General features: G+C 62.4%; 19 protein-coding genes. 12 read left to right on the forward strand and 7 right to left on the reverse strand.

Annotated elements, in window-relative coordinates:
* Positions 1-68: 68 nt before the first annotated feature.
* Together GC127_RS17585 and fsa are read right to left on the reverse strand one after the other, a co-directional pair.
* Entirely contained in the window at positions 69-539 is a 471-nt protein-coding gene (locus tag GC127_RS17585) for a copper chaperone PCu(A)C (protein ID WP_151979139.1), read from the reverse strand.
* Positions 540-706: 167 nt separating this feature from the next.
* Positions 707-1,360: a fructose-6-phosphate aldolase gene (fsa, locus tag GC127_RS17590; protein WP_081508381.1), complete on the reverse strand. Its 654-nt coding sequence runs from the start codon at positions 1,358-1,360 to the stop codon at positions 707-709.
* A 94-nt stretch (positions 1,361-1,454) separates the two neighbouring features.
* On the opposite strand from fsa, the gene GC127_RS17595 reads away from it, so the two are divergent.
* From GC127_RS17595 to GC127_RS17610, 4 genes are all read left to right on the forward strand, one after another.
* Positions 1,455-3,656: a primosomal protein N' gene (locus GC127_RS17595; RefSeq protein ID WP_151979140.1), complete on the forward strand. Its 2,202-nt coding sequence runs from the start codon at positions 1,455-1,457 to the stop codon at positions 3,654-3,656.
* A 56-nt stretch (positions 3,657-3,712) separates the two neighbouring features.
* The gene (locus GC127_RS17600) at positions 3,713-4,945 is read left to right on the forward strand and encodes an MFS transporter (protein ID WP_037298287.1); all 1,233 of its coding nucleotides are present in this window, start codon (positions 3,713-3,715) and stop codon (positions 4,943-4,945) included.
* A 26-nt stretch (positions 4,946-4,971) separates the two neighbouring features.
* Positions 4,972-5,844, forward strand: coding sequence for a 50S ribosomal protein L11 methyltransferase (locus GC127_RS17605; RefSeq protein ID WP_151979141.1), 873 nt, complete (start codon positions 4,972-4,974; stop codon positions 5,842-5,844).
* A gap of 108 nt (positions 5,845-5,952) precedes the next feature.
* On the forward strand, positions 5,953-6,297 hold the full coding sequence (locus GC127_RS17610) for a hypothetical protein (RefSeq protein ID WP_037298290.1): 345 nt from the start codon (positions 5,953-5,955) through the stop codon (positions 6,295-6,297).
* A 77-nt stretch (positions 6,298-6,374) separates the two neighbouring features.
* On the opposite strand, the gene GC127_RS17615 is transcribed toward GC127_RS17610, so the two are convergent.
* Complete coding sequence (locus tag GC127_RS17615; RefSeq protein WP_008282093.1) at positions 6,375-6,572, reverse strand: DUF1127 domain-containing protein; 198 nt, start codon at positions 6,570-6,572, stop codon at positions 6,375-6,377.
* 310 nt (positions 6,573-6,882) lie between these two features.
* Here GC127_RS17615 and ruvC point away from each other — a divergent pair, with 310 nt between their 5' ends.
* The 6 genes from ruvC (at position 6,883) to GC127_RS17645 (ending at position 12,029) form a co-directional block, all read left to right on the forward strand.
* Positions 6,883-7,389, forward strand: coding sequence for a crossover junction endodeoxyribonuclease RuvC (gene ruvC, locus GC127_RS17620; protein WP_151979142.1), 507 nt, complete (start codon positions 6,883-6,885; stop codon positions 7,387-7,389).
* A complete protein-coding gene (gene ruvA, locus GC127_RS17625; RefSeq protein ID WP_008282095.1) occupies positions 7,386-8,048 on the forward strand; it encodes a Holliday junction branch migration protein RuvA in 663 nt (220 codons plus the stop codon). The genes ruvC and ruvA overlap by 4 nt, the downstream gene beginning before the upstream one ends.
* 3 nt (positions 8,049-8,051) lie before the next feature.
* On the forward strand, positions 8,052-9,080 hold the full coding sequence (gene ruvB, locus GC127_RS17630) for a Holliday junction branch migration DNA helicase RuvB (protein ID WP_081508385.1): 1,029 nt from the start codon (positions 8,052-8,054) through the stop codon (positions 9,078-9,080).
* A gap of 80 nt (positions 9,081-9,160) precedes the next feature.
* Entirely contained in the window at positions 9,161-9,832 is a 672-nt protein-coding gene (locus tag GC127_RS17635; protein ID WP_199861276.1) for a hypothetical protein, read from the forward strand.
* A gap of 87 nt (positions 9,833-9,919) precedes the next feature.
* Positions 9,920-11,002 carry a transporter substrate-binding domain-containing protein gene (locus GC127_RS17640; protein WP_151979144.1) on the forward strand — a complete coding sequence of 361 codons (1,083 nt, stop codon included), beginning with the start codon at positions 9,920-9,922 and terminating at the stop codon, positions 11,000-11,002.
* A 4-nt stretch (positions 11,003-11,006) separates the two neighbouring features.
* Positions 11,007-12,029 (forward strand): transporter substrate-binding domain-containing protein, encoded by a 1,023-nt coding sequence (locus tag GC127_RS17645; RefSeq protein ID WP_151979145.1) that lies wholly within the window; start codon positions 11,007-11,009, stop codon positions 12,027-12,029.
* Positions 12,030-12,060: 31 nt separating this feature from the next.
* On the opposite strand, the gene GC127_RS17650 is transcribed toward GC127_RS17645, so the two are convergent.
* Entirely contained in the window at positions 12,061-12,600 is a 540-nt protein-coding gene (locus GC127_RS17650; protein ID WP_008282101.1) for an adenine phosphoribosyltransferase, read from the reverse strand.
* 86 nt (positions 12,601-12,686) lie between these two features.
* Here GC127_RS17650 and GC127_RS22885 point away from each other — a divergent pair, with 86 nt between their 5' ends.
* Entirely contained in the window at positions 12,687-12,836 is a 150-nt protein-coding gene (locus GC127_RS22885; protein WP_199861277.1) for a hypothetical protein, read from the forward strand.
* A gap of 10 nt (positions 12,837-12,846) precedes the next feature.
* On the opposite strand, the gene GC127_RS17655 is transcribed toward GC127_RS22885, so the two are convergent.
* A complete protein-coding gene (locus GC127_RS17655; protein ID WP_008282102.1) occupies positions 12,847-13,722 on the reverse strand; it encodes an S-methyl-5'-thioadenosine phosphorylase in 876 nt (291 codons plus the stop codon).
* Between the two features lie 138 nt (positions 13,723-13,860).
* Positions 13,861-14,673, reverse strand: coding sequence for a cysteine hydrolase (locus GC127_RS17660; protein WP_008282103.1), 813 nt, complete (start codon positions 14,671-14,673; stop codon positions 13,861-13,863).
* Between the two features lie 130 nt (positions 14,674-14,803).
* Here GC127_RS17660 and GC127_RS17665 point away from each other — a divergent pair, with 130 nt between their 5' ends.
* Positions 14,804-15,718 (forward strand): AraC family transcriptional regulator, encoded by a 915-nt coding sequence (locus GC127_RS17665; RefSeq protein ID WP_008282104.1) that lies wholly within the window; start codon positions 14,804-14,806, stop codon positions 15,716-15,718.
* Here GC127_RS17665 and GC127_RS17670 read toward each other — a convergent pair whose 3' ends face one another.
* Positions 15,719-17,110, reverse strand: a complete 1,392-nt coding sequence (locus tag GC127_RS17670) for a diguanylate cyclase (RefSeq protein WP_254700158.1) — start codon at positions 17,108-17,110, stop codon at positions 15,719-15,721. It lies immediately after the preceding gene.
* Positions 17,111-17,115: the final 5 nt, after the last annotated feature.

Genomic DNA, 17,115 nt, shown 5'->3' on the forward strand with positions numbered 1-17,115 from the left:
GGCCCCGGCTTGGGGCCGGGGCGATGTGAATTTGATCGGATGCAACATGCAGGCGCCCTGTTTGGGGGTCAGTGACCCATCTTGGAATGATCCACGCCATCGGTCGGATCGACCATGAATTCGACCTCAACCGGACCCATCTGCTCGAAAAGGAAGGTCGCGGGCACCATATCACCTTCTTTGAGTGGGGCGGTCAGGCCCATGAGCATCACATGCATGCCACCCGGCTCCAGCACCACGGTTTCGCCTGCGGGGATGTCGATCCCGGCAATCGGCTGCATCCGCGCCACCCCGTCGCTGCCATGTTCGGTGGTGTGCAGGGAGGTTACTTTGGCGGCGGCGGTGTCGATGCCAATCAGGCGAATCGCGGTCTCGCCCTCATTGCTGATGGCCATATAGGCCGCCGCTGATCTGGCCCCGGCGAAGGGCTCGTTGATATGGGGGTGGATGATTTCGATCGCGTCTTTCTTGACGCTATGGGCTTGGGCCGCGCCGCAAAGCGACAATGTCGCCAAAAGGGCCAAGGCAAGCTGTTTCATGACTGTCCTCATGTGTCTGTCGGGTGGCAGGGGCGTGCCCTAGTGGACCACGATCCCCGATGTATAGGACGGGCGGCGAGAGGCGTCCATGCGGCTGATCCCCGCAAGAAAAAGGGGCGCTCGAGAGCCCCCCTTGATCCGCCTGTCCTCTGTCCACGAAAGCGAGATTAGAGGATTTTCTGACCGGTCTTTTCCCAATCGGCCATAAAGGTCTTGAGCCCCTGATCGGTCAGCGGATGCTCTGCCATTTTCTTGATCACGGACGGGGGCGCTGTCATCACATCTGCGCCGATATGAGCGGCCTGAAAGGCGTGATTGACGGTGCGGATCGAGGCCGCGAGGATCTGGGTCTCGAACCCGTAGTTGTCATAGATCGTGCGGATATCGGCGATCAATTCCATCCCGTCGAGGTTGATGTCATCCAGCCGCCCGATGAAGGGGGAAATGAACGTGGCCCCCGCCTTGGCCGCCAAGAGCGCCTGATTGGCGGAAAAGCAGAGCGTCACATTGACCATATGCCCCTCGCCCGAGAGCACCTTGCACGCCTTGAGGCCATCCCATGTGAGCGGCACCTTGACGGCGATATTGCCTGCGATGGCCGCAAGTTTGCGCCCCTCGGCAATCATCTCGTCGGCGGTGAGCGCCACAACTTCGGCGCTGACCGGGCCATCGACCATTTCGGCAATCTCTTTGGTGACTTCGAGAATGTCGCGCCCGGATTTCAGAATGAGCGACGGGTTGGTGGTGACGCCGTCCACCATGCCAAGGTCATTGAGTTCGGCGATTTGATCGGTTTCGGCGGTATCGACAAAGAATTTCATGGGAGGGCCCTCTGTGGCGGGTTGGGTTTGCTTGGCGAAGCGTTTACCTCATGGGGGCGCAAGCCGAAACCCCTCATGCGACAGGAGCCGCCCGTTGACCCAAGCCTCGCCCGACTTTTACGACGAGGGCACATTGGTGGCCGTGCTGACCGCGCAGCCCTTGGAGGGGCCGCTAGACTATCTGGCCCCTGAGGGGGGCGTGAGGACCGGGGCCTTTGTCGAGGTGCCGCTGGGCCCGCGCCGGGTATTGGGCGTGGTCTGGGGGCCGGGGCGTGGCGGCTTTGACCTCAAGAAGGCGCGCGGCATTGGCCGTGTGCTCGATGTGGCCCCGATGCGCGTCGAGATGCAGGAGTTTCTGCGCCGGGCGGGCGAGTATACGCTGACGCCGCTGCCTGCGATGCTGCGGCTGGCCACACGCGCACCGGGGCTGAGCGATCCGCCCTCGATGCAAAAGATTTACCGTCTGGGCGACACAGAGCCTGCGCGCCTGACCGATGCCCGCGCGCGGGTGCTGGAGGTGCTGCGCGATCATGGCGGGCTTGGGTTCACGCTAAAAGAGGTGAGTGATCTGGCGGGGGTGACATCCTCGGTCGTCAAGGCGTTGGTGGCGCAAGGGGCTGTGCTCGAAGAAGACACGCCGCGCGATACGCCCTTTGTCCCGCTTGATCCTGACCTGCCCGCCAAGGCGCTGACCGAGGATCAGGCGGCGGCGGCGGCGCGGTTGCGCATGGGGTTGCAGGCAGGCAGCTATGGCACGACGCTTTTGCGCGGTGTGACCGGATCGGGCAAGACGGAGGTCTATCTCGAGGCGGTGGCCGAGGCGCTGCGCCAAGGGGGGCAAGCGCTGGTGCTCTTGCCCGAGATCGCGTTGACGGCAGAGTTCCTGACGCGGGTCGAGGTGCGGTTTGGCACGCGCCCGGCAGAATGGCATTCCGGCGTCACCATGACCGAGCGGCGGCGGGTGTGGAAAATGGTCGGGCAGGGGGGCGCACAGATGGTGGTGGGCGCGCGTTCGGCGCTGTTCTTGCCGTTTCAGAACCTCGCGCTGATCGTGGTCGATGAGGAACACGACACCTCCTACAAGCAAGAGGATGGCGCGCTTTATCATGCGCGCGATATGGCGGTCTTGCGGGCAAGCCTGTGTGGGGCGCGGGTGGTTCTGGCCTCGGCCACGCCAAGCCTTGAAAGCTGGGCCAATGCAGAGGCCGGGAAATATGAGCGGCTTGATCTGGATGCCCGGTTCGGCGTTGCGGTGATGCCGGAATTGGCGGCGATCGACATGCGGGCGGAAACGCTGCCGTCAAACCGCTGGATTTCGCCCACATTGCAGGCGGCGGTCAATGCGCGGGTAGCGGCAGGAGAGCAAGCGCTTTTGTTCCTCAACCGGCGCGGCTATGCGCCGACGACGATCTGCCGAGCCTGCGGGCATCAGATCGGATGCGATCACTGCGATGCGCGGATGGTCGAGCATCGGTTCCAAAAGCGGCTGATCTGCCACCAATGTGGCGAGAGTGCCGCCATGCCCGAGGCCTGCCCCGCCTGTGGTGTCGCGGGCAAGCTGGCGGCGGTCGGTCCGGGGGTGGAACGGCTGGCAGAAGAGGCGGCAGCGCTATTCCCACAGGCGCGGATTGCGGTGCTGTCGTCGGATTTGTTTGGTTCTGCGCGGGCCTTGAAAGAGCAGATTGTCGAGATTGCCCAAGGGGCGGCCGACATCATCATCGGCACGCAACTGGTTGCAAAAGGGCATAATTTTCCGCTGCTGACGCTGGTGGGGGTGATTGATTCCGATTTGGGCCTGCAAGGCTCTGACCTGCGCGCCGCCGAGCGGACGTTTCAGTTGATGCGGCAGGTGGCGGGGCGTGCGGGCCGGGCAGAGCGGGCCGGGCGCGCGCTTTTGCAGACGTTTCAGCCCGAGCATCCGGTCATTCGCGCCATTCTGGCCGGCGATGAAGAGGGATTTTGGCGCGCCGAGGCCGAGGGGCGCAGGCAGGCGGGGGTGCCGCCCTACGGTCGCATGGCGGGGATTATCCTCAGTTCCCCCGATATGCAGGCGGTGTTCGATCTGGGCGAGGCGCTGGCGCGGCGTGACGGGCCCATTCGGGCGGTGGGGGCGCAGGTCTTTGGCCCGGCACCAGCACCCATTGCCCGTATCCGGGGGCGGCACAGGGTGCGTCTGTTGGTCAAGGCCCCCAAGGGGGCGGCGATACAGGCGGCGGTGTCCGAGTGGATTGCGCAGGTGCGGTTGCCTGCGCAAATGCGCCTGACGGTCGATATTGATCCGCAGAGTTTTTATTGAAGCGGACCATGGCGCAGCCTCTCGCCAAGCCAGCGTCTTGGGCGTAAAGGAAAACCATGAGACCACAGTTTCCCTTGGGCAGAGCGCAAGAGCTGCCGTTCTGGCGCAGGCCTGTCACGCTGCTCTTTCTGATGGCTGCCGCGATGCCGGTGGCCTTTGCCACGTGGTCGGCGCTGCTCAATAATTTCGTGATCGAAGTGGCCGGGTTCAACGGCTCTGATATCGGCTGGCTGCATACGGTGCGGGAAATCCCCGGATTTCTGGCGATTGGCGTGATCGCGCTGATCATGTTCATGCATGAGCAGGTGCTCGCGCTGGTGTCGTTGCTTCTTTTGGGGGTGGCGACCGCGATTACCGCCCATTTCCCAAGTCTCGGTGGAATTCTTGCGATCACCATGCTCAGCTCTATCGGGTTTCACTATTTCGAGACGGTGAACCAATCTCTGCAATTGCAATGGCTGGACAAGCTGCGTGCGCCGCAGATGCTGGGCTGGTTGATGGCGGGGGGATCGGCGGCGACGCTGGTGGCCTATGTTCTTATTGTGCTGACGTGGCAGGCCTTTGATCTGAGCTATAATTTCGTTTACATGGTCTCGGGCGGATTTACGGCGGTGATCGCGGTGTTCTGTCTGATGGCCTATCCCCGGTTCGAGGCCCCCAATCCGCAACTCAAAAAGATGGTGCTGCGGCGGCGCTATTGGCTTTATTATGCGTTGCAATTCATGGCGGGCGCGCGGCGGCAGATTTTCATCGTCTTTGCGGGCTTCATGATGGTCGAGAAATTCGGCTTTGAGGTGCATGAGGTGACAGCACTCTTTCTCATCAATCTTGTGGTCAACATGATTTTTGCACCGCTGATGGGCAAGGCCGTGTTTCACTTTGGCGAGCGGCGCACGCTGATGTTTGAATATGCCGGGCTGGCGATTGTGTTTCTGGCCTATGGTGGCATCTATTTCTTTGGTTGGGGCGTGGTGCTGGCGGCGACGCTCTATGTGATCGACCATATCCTGTTTTCGCTGGCTCTGGCGCTCAAGACCTATTTTCAGAAGATTGCCGATCCCGGTGATATTGCGCCCACCGCGGCCGTGGCTTTTACCATCAACCATATTGCGGCGGTGTTTCTGCCTGCGGCACTGGGCTATCTGTGGTTGGTGTCGCCTGCGGCAGTGTTTTTTGGGGCGGCGGGTATGGCGGGAATTTCCTTTGGCCTTGCGCTGTTGATCCCGCGCCATCCGGAGCCGGGCAATGAGACGATCTTTGCCCGGTTTCTGCCCGCCCCCGCCGAATGATCCCGATCCTCTGAAAAGGAAACTGCATGCCGACCTATACCGCCCTCACTACCCTGCCCGGACGCGCCAATGCCGAGGCGCTGACCGAAGCGTTGGAACATCTGGAGCCGGAGCCAACCGGAGTTGGCTCGTTCGAGATGGAGGATGGATCGGGCCTTTGGGAAATCGGTGCCTATTTCGAGACGGCCCCCGATGAGGTGGCGCTGGCGCTTTTGGCCAAGATGCACGGGGCCAAGCCCTTTGTTATCTCCGAACTGCCCGAGGTGGATTGGGTGGCCAAGGTACGCCGGGATTTAACGCCCGTCGTGGCAGGGCGGTTCTTTGTCTATGGCAGCCATGATGCCGATAAGGTGCCCCAGGATTGCGAGCCGCTTTTGATAGAGGCGGCGATGGCCTTTGGCACCGGGCATCATGGCACAACGCAGGGCTGTCTCAAGGCGCTGGATCGTTTGGCGCATACCGGCTTTGTTGGGCGGTCGGTGCTCGATCTGGGATGCGGCACGGCGGTGCTCGCGATGGCGGCGGCACGGATCTGGCCCGGTGTGATGCTGGCCAGCGATATCGACGCGGTGGCGGTTGAAGTGGCGAACGCCAATGTCACGGCCAATGCGCTGGAGGGGCGGGTGGAGTGTATCGAAGCCGAAGGGCTGGAGCATCCGCGCCTGAGTGCTGCGGCACCTTATGATCTGGTTTTTGCCAATATCCTGAAAGGGCCGTTAATCCTGCTGGCACCGGGGATCACGGCGGCGCTGACGCCGGGGGGTAAGGTGATTCTCTCGGGTATTTTGAACGAGCAAGCGGATGAAGTGCGCGACGTTTATTGCGCGCTTGGAAACAGTCTTGAGCATCGCGAAGAGATTGGTGACTGGACCACGTTGACCCTATCTAAAAGTCTATAAAAATGCGTCAGGATTGGGGCTGACCCGCACGGTTGCCTTGGTTTTGCCACAATTTGGACCTAGCTTTTCCTCATCGCGGTGGGGGTCGTGATAATGGGATGTCTCGATATGAGTGACGCATTTCAGGGGTTCGACTCGCGCCTTAAGGCGATTGGCCGCAAGCGCACGCGACTGGCGCAGGGCTATGTCAGCAAAGTCGGCAAAGACGGTCTGATCATTTTCCGCCCCAAGCGCCGCAAGAGCGGACTTCCCCTTCGCGGTCTTTTCTATCTCGCGCTTGGTTTTACCTTTTTCAAGGCGGTGATCATCGCGCATTTGGGCGCGCCGCTCTATGGTGATCGGCTGGCGCAATTGGCGCAAGGCAGCATTGTGGAACAGGCGGGCGCCGTTGTGATGCAGACTGATCCGGTCAGTGAACTGCTTTCGACCTATATTCGGCCGATCCTGCGCTGAACGCAGGCGAACTGGACAGAAAAAAACCCGCGCGGTTGATACCGGCGCGGGCTTTTTCATGTGATCTGAGACAGTGATCAGATCTGGCGTGCCACCAGATCAATGTCGCCACGGCTCAGGCCGATGTCGTCAAGTTCGCGATCCGAGAGGCGCGACAGGGCGGCGCGGGTGGCGCGACGTTCGTTCCATGCAGCAAGAACCGAGAAGGCGCGGGCAAAGATTGCGCCGAAACCGGCGTGAGAAGCGTGTGAGCGGGTGCTATCAAGAGCGGCCATGATTTTATTCCTAGTGAATGAGGGGACAGAGCATGTCTGTTTCTGAGCCGCAGGTAATCCCCACCTATCGTTCTCGCAAGGCGAGTTTATTGCATAGTTCTTATGCGTTTTATGCATGGGTATAACAAGGTATAACCACATTGTTTTTAAAGGGTTTAATATTTCACCGCACATGCGTGCCATCCCAAAACGCGACATTTCTGCAACGCAGCGATGGCAAAACGGGCAGTTTATGAACGCGCATTCTGCTTGGTGCTTGTTCTCGTTTCGTGCTATTGCTGAAAAAAACCAGAACGGGCAGGGCAGTGAGATGCGGGTATTGGGCATTGATCCGGGGTTGCGCAACCTCGGTTGGGGCGTGATTGAGGTGTCGGGCAGCAGGCTAAGCCATGTGGCCAATGGCATCTGTAATTCAAGCGGCCCTGATCTCGCGGCGCGGCTCTTGTCGCTCTATGAGCAGCTCACGGATATTCTGCACCGGTTTGATCCGCAGGCGGCGGCGGTCGAGCAGACCTTTGTCAACAAGGATGGGGCGGGGACGCTGAAACTGGGACAGGCGCGGGGCATTGCCTTGCTCGTGCCGGCGCAATACGGGCTGACGGTGGGGGAGTATTCGCCCAACACGGTCAAGAAAACGGTGGTGGGCGTGGGCCATGCCGCCAAGGAACAGGTGGCGCATATGGTCAAGGTGCAATTGCCGGGCGTTGTGCTGGCCGGGCCGGACGCGGCGGATGCGCTGGCGATTGCGATCTGTCATGCGCATCACGCGCGGTCCTCAGACATGCTGGCGCGGGCGGTGGCGAGGGCCAGCGCATGATCGGGCGTGTCGCCGGACGGATTGATTATCGCGGAACCGATCATGTGCTGATCGACGTGCGCGGGGTCGGCTATCTGGTCTATTGTTCCGAGCGGACGCTGTCGGCGCTGCCTGCAGTCGGCGGCATGGCCGCGCTCTATACGGATTTGCTGGTGCGCGAAGACCTCTTGCAGCTTTTCGGCTTTCCCACGCTGGTGGAAAAGGAATGGCACCGCCTGTTGATGAGCGTGCAGGGGGTGGGGGCCAAGGCCTCGCTTGCTATTCTGGGGGCGCTTGGACCGGATGGCGTGGGCCGGGCGATTGCGATTGGGGATTGGAATTCCGTAACGGCGGCCAAGGGCATCGGGGCCAAGACCGCGCAGCGCGTTGTCAACGAGTTGAAGGACAAGGCCCCGCTGGTGATGGCGATGGGCGCGGCCCCGGCCCCTATGCCCGCCGCGCCGGACACAGACGAGGTGATCGAGACTGCATCTGTGCCCACACCCCCGGTGCCCCCCAGCCCCGGAGCACAGGCCGAGGCGCTGTCGGCGCTGACCAATCTGGGCTATACCCCCGGCGAGGCGGCGGGTGCCGTGGCGCAGGTGGCAGGCGAGACGCCCGAGGCCACCACAGCGGAGTTGATCCGCGCCGCGTTGCGGCGTCTGGCACCGAAAGGGTAAAGCATGACTGAGCCAGACCCGACCCTGCGCGGCGCAGCTTTGCCAGAGGATCAGGACCGCAGCCTGCGGCCCCAGGCCCTGTCGGAATTCATCGGGCAGCGCGAGGCGCGGGCCAATCTGGCGGTGTTCATCCAATCGGCGCGGCAGCGCGGCGATGCGATGGATCACACGCTGTTTCACGGCCCCCCCGGCCTGGGCAAGACGACGCTGGCGCAGATCATGGCGCGGGAGTTGGGCGTGGGGTTTCGCATGACCTCTGGCCCGGTGCTGGCCAAGGCCGGGGATCTGGCGGCGATCCTGACCAATCTGGAGCGCAACGATGTGCTCTTTATCGACGAAATCCACCGGCTTAACCCAGCGGTGGAAGAGGTGCTCTATCCCGCGATGGAGGATTTCGAATTGGATCTGGTGATCGGCGAGGGGCCAGCGGCGCGCACCGTGCGGATCGAATTGCAGCCCTTCACCTTGGTGGGCGCGACGACGCGGCTGGGCCTGCTGACAACGCCCTTGCGGGATCGGTTCGGCATCCCGACGCGGTTGCAATTCTACGAGATTGACGAGCTGCACGAGATCGTGACGCGCAACGCAAAGCTCTTGAACATTCCCACCGATCCTGATGGCGCGCGCGAAATTGCCCGCCGCGCGCGCGGCACTCCGCGTATTGCTGGGCGTTTGCTGCGCCGCGTGGTGGATTTTGCCGTGGTGGAAGGGGGCGGCAAGATCAGCCGCGCGCTGGCCGATAGTTCGCTCACCCGGCTGGGAGTGGATCATCTGGGGCTGGATGGCGCCGACCGGCGCTATCTGCGCCTGATTGCCGAGGCCTATCAGGGCGGGCCGGTGGGAATCGAGACCATCAGTGCGGCACTGAGTGAGAGCCGCGATGCGCTGGAAGAGGTGATCGAGCCGTTTCTCTTGCAACAGGGCCTGATCCAACGCACCCCGCGCGGACGAATGCTGGCGCAAGGCGGCTGGGCGCATCTGGGGCTGGCGGCACCTGGGCCGAAAGGGCAGAGTGATCTTTTCGGCAAGTGACGCGTCGGGGGCGGGCGTTGAAGGTGAGTATTTTCACCAAGAAGAATGCTGGATTTGCGAGACGCAACTTGGCTTGATACATGGGCGCAAAAATCGGAGACCTGCCCATGACCGACACCCTGACACCTGACGAGATCGCGGCGCTGTTTACGCGTGCGGATGGGCAATTTCTATTTGCTCGCTGGGGGCGGCCCATTGTGCCGGTGGTGTTTGGCACGGATGACGCGACGCTGAGCGTGGTCAAGGGCGCGGTCGAGGCGGTGGTGGCCTTGGCGGGGCATCAAATGGCCGAGACCGACCCGGAACTGGGGGCGAACCTCATGCTCTTTTTCTTTCGCGACTGGCGGGAATTGCCTGAGGTGCCGGGGCTGGACCGGCTGATCCCCGATCTTGGCCCGCTGGTGGCCAAGCTGGAGGCGACCGAGGCCAATCAATACCGCATTTTTCGCTTTGACGAGCGGGGCGCGATCCGGGCCTGTTTCGTCTTTCTGAGGATGGACGCGCATCTGAGTGCGGTTCCCGCCGAGACATTGGCGCTGAGCCAGATCGTGCAGAGCGTGCTGCTATGGTCGGATGCCGCGTTTCAGGATCGCTCGGCTCTGGCGGCCCTGCCGGGGGGCGCTGTGGTGTTGCGGCCCGAGATTGGGGCGCTGATCCGGGCCAGTTATGATCCTGTCCTACCCATGGTCAGCCAAGACCCAAGCCAAGCGCTGCGGCTGGCGGCCCGGATTGGGCAGAGCGGCGCGCATTGAGCTTGCAAAGCGCGGCGGCGGGACGGAAACGTCTTGACCGAATCTGCCGGATTGGCCTTAGTGCCTCCGTATCTGGGGGAATGTTTAATGAGGAACGCTATTGGTGGGGTGGTGTTGCTTCTGGCCGGGGTTTTGGCCGGGCATTCTCAGGCGCAGGGCTGTGGCGGCAGCTATGTGGTGCAACGCGGCGATAGCCTGACGCTGATTGCAGCCAGTTTTTATCAGGATGCGGGCAAATGGACCGCGATCCACTCTGCCAACATAGATCAGATCGGCGAAGACCCCAACAACCTGCGGGCGGGTATGCAGTTGCGGCTGCGCTGTATTGACGGCAGGCCAACGGGTCTGGAGGGCGGTACGACCGCGCCAGCTTTGCCGCTTGCCGCCGCTGCGCCGCTGGTTGTAGCCCCCGGCAATGCCGCCACCCGGCGCAAGATCAATATCCTGACTGGGGGCGATTTCTGGCCCTTCACCGACAGGGCTGCGCCGAATGGTGGGATGCTGACCGAGGTGGTGCAGGCGGCGATGCAGTCGGCCAATCCGACGCAGGGTTTTGCCATCCATTGGGTTGATGACTGGGCGGCGCATCAAGAGCCGCTCTTGTCCAATGCGCTGTTGGATATCGGGTTTCCATGGCTCAAACCGGAATGCGCCAATGACCCCGAGAGTTATGGCTGTGCCAATCTGCTCTACTCTGGGTCGATGTTTGAAGTGCTGATGCTGCTCTTTGTCGACAAGTCGCGCCCAATGGCCTTTCAATCGGACGCGGATATGCAGGGCAAGACCCTGTGTCGGCCTGCGGGCTATCCCACCTTCATGTTGGATCAACGCGGTCGGAACTGGCTCAAGAACGGGGTGATCACGTTGAAGACGCCCCAATCGCCCGGCGACTGCCTGCGGCTCTTGGTCGAGGGCGAGGTCGACGGCGTTGTGCTTAACGAGTTTCTGGGACGGGGTAAGATCAAGGACATGGGTCTGGGCGAGCGTGTTGGCGTGGCCGAAGGTAAGCCGATTTCGATCGAGGGCATGCATATGGTGGTGCATCGGTCGCATCCCGATGGGCCAGCATTTCTGGCGGTGTTCGAGCGGGGGCTGGCCGATATTCGCGCGGACGGACGCTATCAAAGCATCATCGAGGCGCATATGAGCCGCGTTTGGGCGGGGTTCTGAGGTGATGCGGGGCGGGATCGCAGCCGCAATTCTGGGGATTGGTCTGATGCTGCCGCAGGCTGCGCGCGCGCTCTGCGATGTGACCTACCGGGTGCAGCCGGGCGATACGCTGGCTAAGGTGGCCGAGACGCATTACGACGACGCCGAGCAATGGACACTGATTTACTACGCCAATCAGTCCGTGCTTGCGGGGCAGGGGCAAACGCTGATTGCGGGGAGCGACCTCTATCTTCCATGCCCGGCAGAAAATCCCGTACCAGATGCCACGCCACTGCGGCAAAGCGGGGCGGAGCTGACTTTGCTCACCGCCGGGGGGGATATGCCCTTTGCCGATCAGGATTGGCCCGGCGGCGGCATGATCACGGAACTGGTCAATGCCGCGCTGGAACTGAGCCCCTCGCCGGTTCCTTATGAAATCGTGTGGGACCCGGATCTCAGCCAGCATCTGGAGCCGCTGCTGGGGCAGAAACGTTATGATGTGGGGTTCCCTTGGATCAAGCCCGACTGCGGCCTGACGCCAGAGGTGACGCTCTGCAAAGAGTTTCACTTTTCCGAGGCCTTGATGGACCTGCCGGTCATGTTGTTCCGGCGCGCCGATAGCGATTTTCGCTATGGCGAGGATGCCGATATTCTGGGCAAGCGGCTCTGCCGTCCGATGGGGCGCTTTACCCATGATCTGGACCGGGCCGACCGGCGCTGGTTGGCGGACGGCAAGATCAGCCTGACCCAGCCCGGTAGCCCCGAGGAATGCTTTGCTCTGTTGATGGCGGGCGCGGTGGATGCCGTCAGTCTTGATGTCTTTGAAGGTGCGGCCAAGATCGTTGCCATGGGGCTGCGCGGGCAGGTGGTGCCGGTCGATCAGCCGCTATCGCGTGAGGCGCTCTATGCGGTGATTTCCAAAACCCATTGGCGCGGCACGACGCATCTTTACCGGCTCAATGCGGGGCTGGCCAAGCTGCGCGAGAGCGGGCGCTACGGCGAGATTGTGCAACGGCATCTGGCCCTCTTTTGGGAAGCGTTGAAGTAGCCTGATCGCTTTGGCCCGTGGCGGGTTGGGGTTAGAGCCCGTCGAAGGCGCAGAGGGTGTGCACGTCCATGCCCATATCTGTCAGCCGCTTGTGGCCGCCCAAGTCGGGCAGATCAACGACAAAGGCGCACCCGGTGATAATTCCGCCCAGACGCTCGATGAGGCGAATGCCTGCCGCCGCCGTTCCGCCGGTGGCCAATAGGTCATCGACCAAAAGCACGCGCTCGCCGGGTTGGATGGCGTCATCATGGAGTTCAACCACCGCCTCGCCATATTCGAGCTGATACTCCTCTGAGATGACTGCGCCGGGCAGCTTGCCCTTTTTGCGGATCGGCACAAAACCGACCGAGAGCTGATGCGCGATGGCACCGCCAAGGATGAAGCCGCGCGCCTCGAGCCCTGCCACCTTGTCGATGGGCTGGCCTGCGTAGGGGTGCAGCATCTGGTCGATGGCCATGCGAAAGCCGCGCGGATCAGCAAAGAGCGTGGTCACATCGCGAAAGAGGATACCGTCATGCGGAAAATCGACGATGGTGCGGATGTAATCCTGAACGGTCTTGAGGGGCGGCATGGGGTGGCTCCGGCTATGTGCGGCGCATGTTGTGGCGCGGGTGGTACGTAGATGCAAGGGCTGAGTGCGTGATCCGGTAAAGCGCGATGGCCTTGATCCGCGAGGGCGCTGAGGGTGAGGCCCAATGGGTAATGGTGACGATTGATAAGTTTCTCGATGCGATAGGCCATGCCCGCGTTATCGGGCATGGCGCGCGCGGGCATCCCGTGAGTGACACCCTGCGTGTAAAGGGGTGAACGCTGGCGATCAGCCCAGCACCCGACCCGCAACCGCATCGAGCCGCGCCAAAACGGCGGGGTCGCGTTTCTCGGGGGCGGTGATCAGGGCAAAGTCGAGTGCGCGGTCGCAGCCATGCGGGCAAGGCGCACGGTCTGGGCCGAGGAGAGCGGGCAGGCGGCGGACCATGTCGCGCCCCTTGTCGGCATTGCCGGTAAGGGTGGCGATGATGGCGGTGATATCGACCGCGCCATGATCCGGATGCCAGCTGTCATAATCGGTGATCATGGCGACAGAGGCGTAGCACAGTTCCGCCTCGCGGGCGAGTTTGGCCTCGGGCATGCCGGTCATGCCGATGACATCGCAGCCCCAGACAGTGCGATAGAGGTTTGACTCGGCCAGTGTCGAGAATTGCGGGCCTTCCATCGCCAGATAGGTGCCGCCCCGATGCACGGTGATGCCCGCGTCCTGTGCTGCGGTTTCACAGGCGTCCGAGAGGCGGGGGCAGGTGGGATGCGCGACGCTGACATGCGCCACGCAGCCGGGGCCGAAAAAGGATTTCTCGCGCGCGAAGGTGCGGTCGATATACTGATCTATGACAAGAAAGTCGCCCGGTGCCAGATCTTCGCGGAACGAGCCGCAGGCCGAGACCGAGATGACATCCGTGACACCCAGCCGTTTGAGCGCGTCAATATTGGCGCGGTACGGAACAGAGGTGGGGCTATGCACATGGCCACGCCCATGGCGGGGCAGAAAGGCCATCGGCACCCCATCAAGCGTCCCGGTCAGGATCGCATCAGAGGCCGCGCCCCACGGGGTTTCCACTGCGCGCCATTCGGCCCCTTGCAACCCGTCGATCTCGTAAAGCCCGGAGCCGCCGATCACTCCGATCATGGTCTGTGTCATGTGCCGCTATCCTGTTTGGTGCCTCTTTCAGCCATGGTTACGACGGTTCGCGGCAAATGAAAATGCCCGCGCGGTCCGTGATCCGCGCGGGCCTGCCCGCCTGTCCTCCTCGGCAGGCGGGCGCTGTGGCGGCGGGCGTCAGCCCAGCATCGCCACGACCTCTTCGGTGGTCCAGACGGCGTTGGCCATGTAGCGGAAATTGATAAGCGCCGCGAGATAACCGTCGCCTTCGGGCAGCATCGCGGCGGCGGTGGCGTCCTTGATCACGGCCACCTCGAATCCCTGTTCCAGCAGTTCGCGCATATGGGCTTCGGTGCACAGATTGGCAGACATGCCCGCGAGGATCACTTGGTCGATGCCCTGTTTGCGCAGTTGCAGGGCAAGGTCATTATGCTCTGGCCCGTAGAGCTTGTGCGGTGAGCTGACGATGGTCTTGCCGTCATGGATATAGGGTTTGTAAAGATCGAGGAAATCGGCACCGGAGCCTTCGAAGCCTTCCAGTGACAGGGGATCCTTGCGATCGAACATGCCGATGTTGTGCATCAGCTTTTCCAATGCGCCCTCAAATTTCCAGCCGTGATCGACGGGATAGTAGTAATGCGGCGACACGGCGACCGTGATGCCCGCAGCCTTGGCCGCTTTGAACAGGCTTTCGATATTGGCGACGGTGTTGTTGCGCTCGACGCTGGCACCGACCACACCCCAGGTTACGCCATTGGGGCTGAGAAAATCGTTCTGCGGATCGGTAACGACAAGGGCGACGCGGGAGAGGTCAATTTTCATATCGCTGGGCGGAAGGGCGGGCTCTGCAGGTTCCGCGTAGGGGTTTTCCTGCGCCTGTGCGCCGGTGGCGGCAAGGCCGGTTGCAGCGGCGGCAATGGCCACGGTGCCGGTCAGCGCCTGACGGCGGGTGAGTTTCGGCTCGTGGTCGTGGTCATGATTGTTGCACATGGTCTGTCTCTCCTGAGTGGGTGTTGAATAAAGAATGTCTGACAGGGGCTATGTGCCTTTGCGTCCCGAATTCGGGCGTGAGCAATTATTTCTGTGCCAATACGACCGCAGCCGTGCCAGTCTATCGACTATGCAGATCACAGAGACCCATGACCGTATCCTGAGCGAGCTCGATATACAGCCCGAGCCTTTTGCGCTTTGCGCGCTGGAGGGGGTGTGTAGCCTTGGGTTGGGGCGGGTGCCGGGGGCGACCTTGCATTACGTGCTGAGTGGCGAGGGGTATCTAAGCCTGCAAGGCCATGCGCCGATCCTGCTGGCCCCGGGGCGTCTGGTGCTGGTGCCGTCTTGTGCGCGCCACTCGCTGAGCCACACCGGTGCCGGCGCAACAATGGTGCCTGAATGCAGGCCTGCCGGGCTTGATCTTGAAGAGCATGTGGCGCGGGGCGAGGGCGAGGGCACGATGGTGGTGCTTTGCGCACGACTGCATCTGGGATTGCGGGGCACGCATGGGCTGATTGACCTGATGCGCGCGCCGCTCAGTCTGGATTTGACCACGACACCAGGTGCCGCGCGGGCGATGGAGACGCTGTTGGGTGAGGTCATGCAGCACCGCACCGGCGGGCGGGCCATGGTGCGAGTGTTGCTCTTGCAATGTGTGATCGAGATGTTGCGAGGGCGGCTTGAGGCGGGTGATCCGGGGGTCATGTGGCTGGGCGCCTTGGCTGATCCGGGGCTTTGGCGCGCGCTTTGTGCCATGCTCGACGATCCCGGTGCGCCGCATGCTCTGGAAAGTCTGGCTGAGGCTGCGGGAATGAGCCGGTCGCGCTTTGCGGAACGGTTTCAGGCGGCCTATGGGCAGGGGCCGATGGGTTTTCTACGCGCGCTGCGGTTGGCGCGCGCGGCGCAGCTCTTGGTGGATCAGCGCGTGCCGGTCAAGCGGGTGGCGCAGATGGTGGGATTTGCCAGCCGCAGCGCCTTTAGCCGCGCCTTTGTCGAGGCGTGGGGGCAGTCGCCGCGCGCCTTTCGGCTGGGGAAAGAGCGGTGACTACGCGGCAGAGCGGGCGCAGAATGTGACCATGTTGCGCCCCTGCGCCTTGGCCGCATAGAGCGCGCGATCCGCCTCTTCCAACAATTGCCCGACGCTTGCCGCCGGACGGGTGGGCGCAGGTGTTGCCATGGTCACACCGATTGAGATGGTCACATGCAGTGGGGCAAGGCCACTGGCCAACGGAATTGGAGTCTGCGCGATCATGGCGCAGAGCCGGTCGGCGGTGCGTTGGGCGCGCCTGCGGCTGGTGGCCGGGGTCACGATCAAAAACTCTTCGCCACCGATCCGGGCAAGCATGTCGCCTTCACGCAAATGCGCGCGCAGATGGTGCGTGACCTCGCAGAGCACCCGGTCACCGGCCGCGTGTCCGTGGCGATCGTTGACCTGTTTGAAAAAATCGAGATCGGCCAACATGACGGCAAAGCTTTCGCCCGAAAGCTGACTGGTTTCGATCAGCTTTTGCAGGAACGGTAGGGCAAAGCGTCGGTTATGCGCTCCGGTCAGCGGATCGAGCATGGCCGCATTCAGCCCGTCGCGCAATGCTCTGCGCAGTCGTTCGCCGCGCCGTTTGCGGCGCAGCTGTGCGGAGAGGCGCAAAATCAGCTCTCGTGCGTCGGGAGGGCCTGTGATCACGTCATCCGCGCCCATGTCGAGCAGGGTCACGCCAAGGGCTGCGGCATCGGCCTCTACAAGCGCGATGATCGGGCGGGCACGGCTGCGCGGGGCGGCCTTGAGGTCAGCCAGAAGGCGCAGGCCCTCTTCGGCCTCGGCACCGGTGATTTGCAGCAAATAGACATCGGCCTGCTGTGGGGCATCTGAGAACGAAAGGGCGCGGTCTGCGTCGATAACGGACGTCACATGGGGTGAATGGCGCGCGAGCAGAGTTTGCAGGCCAAAGGCCCCGGCGCGGGTACGCGCGATGATGCCGATGCGACCGGGCGCGTCAAAGCCCGGAGGGGCCTCGGCAAAGCCCAAAGCCTGCGTGCTGCCGATTTGCAGGCTGAGTTCCTGTTCACCATGATGCTGACGCAGCAGATTGCGCAGGCGGGCCAAAAGCAGCGTTTCGGGCACGGGCTTGCTCAGGACGTCATCCGCCCCGGCGCTGAGGGCTAGGCGACGTTCTGCCGGACAGTGCGTCATCTGGAGAATCATGATCGGCGTGGACCTTGTTTCATCCGAGCGGCGCAGGGATTTGACGAAGTCTGCCGCAGTGGCATCAGGCAGCTGCGCATTGGCCAGAATGAGATCGGGCCGCTCGACGGCAGCAAGGCGCAAACCTTCTTTTGCCGACGCCGCCTGCACGACCTCGTAATGTGCGCTGCATAATTTGACCTTCAACACGATCCTGTTGGTTGCAAGATCGTCGACGATCAGAATTTTTCCTGACATGGACG

This window comes from Roseovarius sp. EC-HK134 (assembly GCF_902498815.1).
GTDB classification, from domain to species: Bacteria; Pseudomonadota; Alphaproteobacteria; order Rhodobacterales; family Rhodobacteraceae; genus Roseovarius; species Roseovarius mucosus_A.

What these genes read in the sequence shown, in the direction of transcription:
- GC127_RS17585 (WP_151979139.1), bottom strand. Translation starts at nt 539, where the DNA reads ATGAAACAGCTTGCCTTGGCCCTTTTGGCGACATTGTCGCTTTGCGGC.
- fsa (WP_081508381.1), bottom strand. Translation starts at nt 1,360, where the DNA reads ATGAAATTCTTTGTCGATACCGCCGAAACCGATCAAATCGCCGAACTC.
- GC127_RS17600 (WP_037298287.1), top strand. Translation starts at nt 3,713, where the DNA reads ATGAGACCACAGTTTCCCTTGGGCAGAGCGCAAGAGCTGCCGTTCTGG.
- GC127_RS17605 (WP_151979141.1), top strand. Translation starts at nt 4,972, where the DNA reads ATGCCGACCTATACCGCCCTCACTACCCTGCCCGGACGCGCCAATGCC.
- GC127_RS17610 (WP_037298290.1), top strand. Translation starts at nt 5,953, where the DNA reads ATGAGTGACGCATTTCAGGGGTTCGACTCGCGCCTTAAGGCGATTGGC.
- GC127_RS17615 (WP_008282093.1), bottom strand. Translation starts at nt 6,572, where the DNA reads ATGGCCGCTCTTGATAGCACCCGCTCACACGCTTCTCACGCCGGTTTC.
- ruvC (WP_151979142.1), top strand. Translation starts at nt 6,883, where the DNA reads ATGCGGGTATTGGGCATTGATCCGGGGTTGCGCAACCTCGGTTGGGGC.
- ruvA (WP_008282095.1), top strand. Translation starts at nt 7,386, where the DNA reads ATGATCGGGCGTGTCGCCGGACGGATTGATTATCGCGGAACCGATCAT.
- ruvB (WP_081508385.1), top strand. Translation starts at nt 8,052, where the DNA reads ATGACTGAGCCAGACCCGACCCTGCGCGGCGCAGCTTTGCCAGAGGAT.
- GC127_RS17635 (WP_199861276.1), top strand. Translation starts at nt 9,161, where the DNA reads ATGGGCGCAAAAATCGGAGACCTGCCCATGACCGACACCCTGACACCT.
- GC127_RS17640 (WP_151979144.1), top strand. Translation starts at nt 9,920, where the DNA reads ATGAGGAACGCTATTGGTGGGGTGGTGTTGCTTCTGGCCGGGGTTTTG.
- GC127_RS17645 (WP_151979145.1), top strand. Translation starts at nt 11,007, where the DNA reads ATGCGGGGCGGGATCGCAGCCGCAATTCTGGGGATTGGTCTGATGCTG.
- GC127_RS17650 (WP_008282101.1), bottom strand. Translation starts at nt 12,600, where the DNA reads ATGCCGCCCCTCAAGACCGTTCAGGATTACATCCGCACCATCGTCGAT.
- GC127_RS22885 (WP_199861277.1), top strand. Translation starts at nt 12,687, where the DNA reads ATGGCCTTGATCCGCGAGGGCGCTGAGGGTGAGGCCCAATGGGTAATG.
- GC127_RS17655 (WP_008282102.1), bottom strand. Translation starts at nt 13,722, where the DNA reads ATGACACAGACCATGATCGGAGTGATCGGCGGCTCCGGGCTTTACGAG.
- GC127_RS17660 (WP_008282103.1), bottom strand. Translation starts at nt 14,673, where the DNA reads ATGTGCAACAATCATGACCACGACCACGAGCCGAAACTCACCCGCCGT.
- GC127_RS17665 (WP_008282104.1), top strand. Translation starts at nt 14,804, where the DNA reads ATGCAGATCACAGAGACCCATGACCGTATCCTGAGCGAGCTCGATATA.
- GC127_RS17670 (WP_254700158.1), bottom strand. Translation starts at nt 17,110, where the DNA reads ATGTCAGGAAAAATTCTGATCGTCGACGATCTTGCAACCAACAGGATC.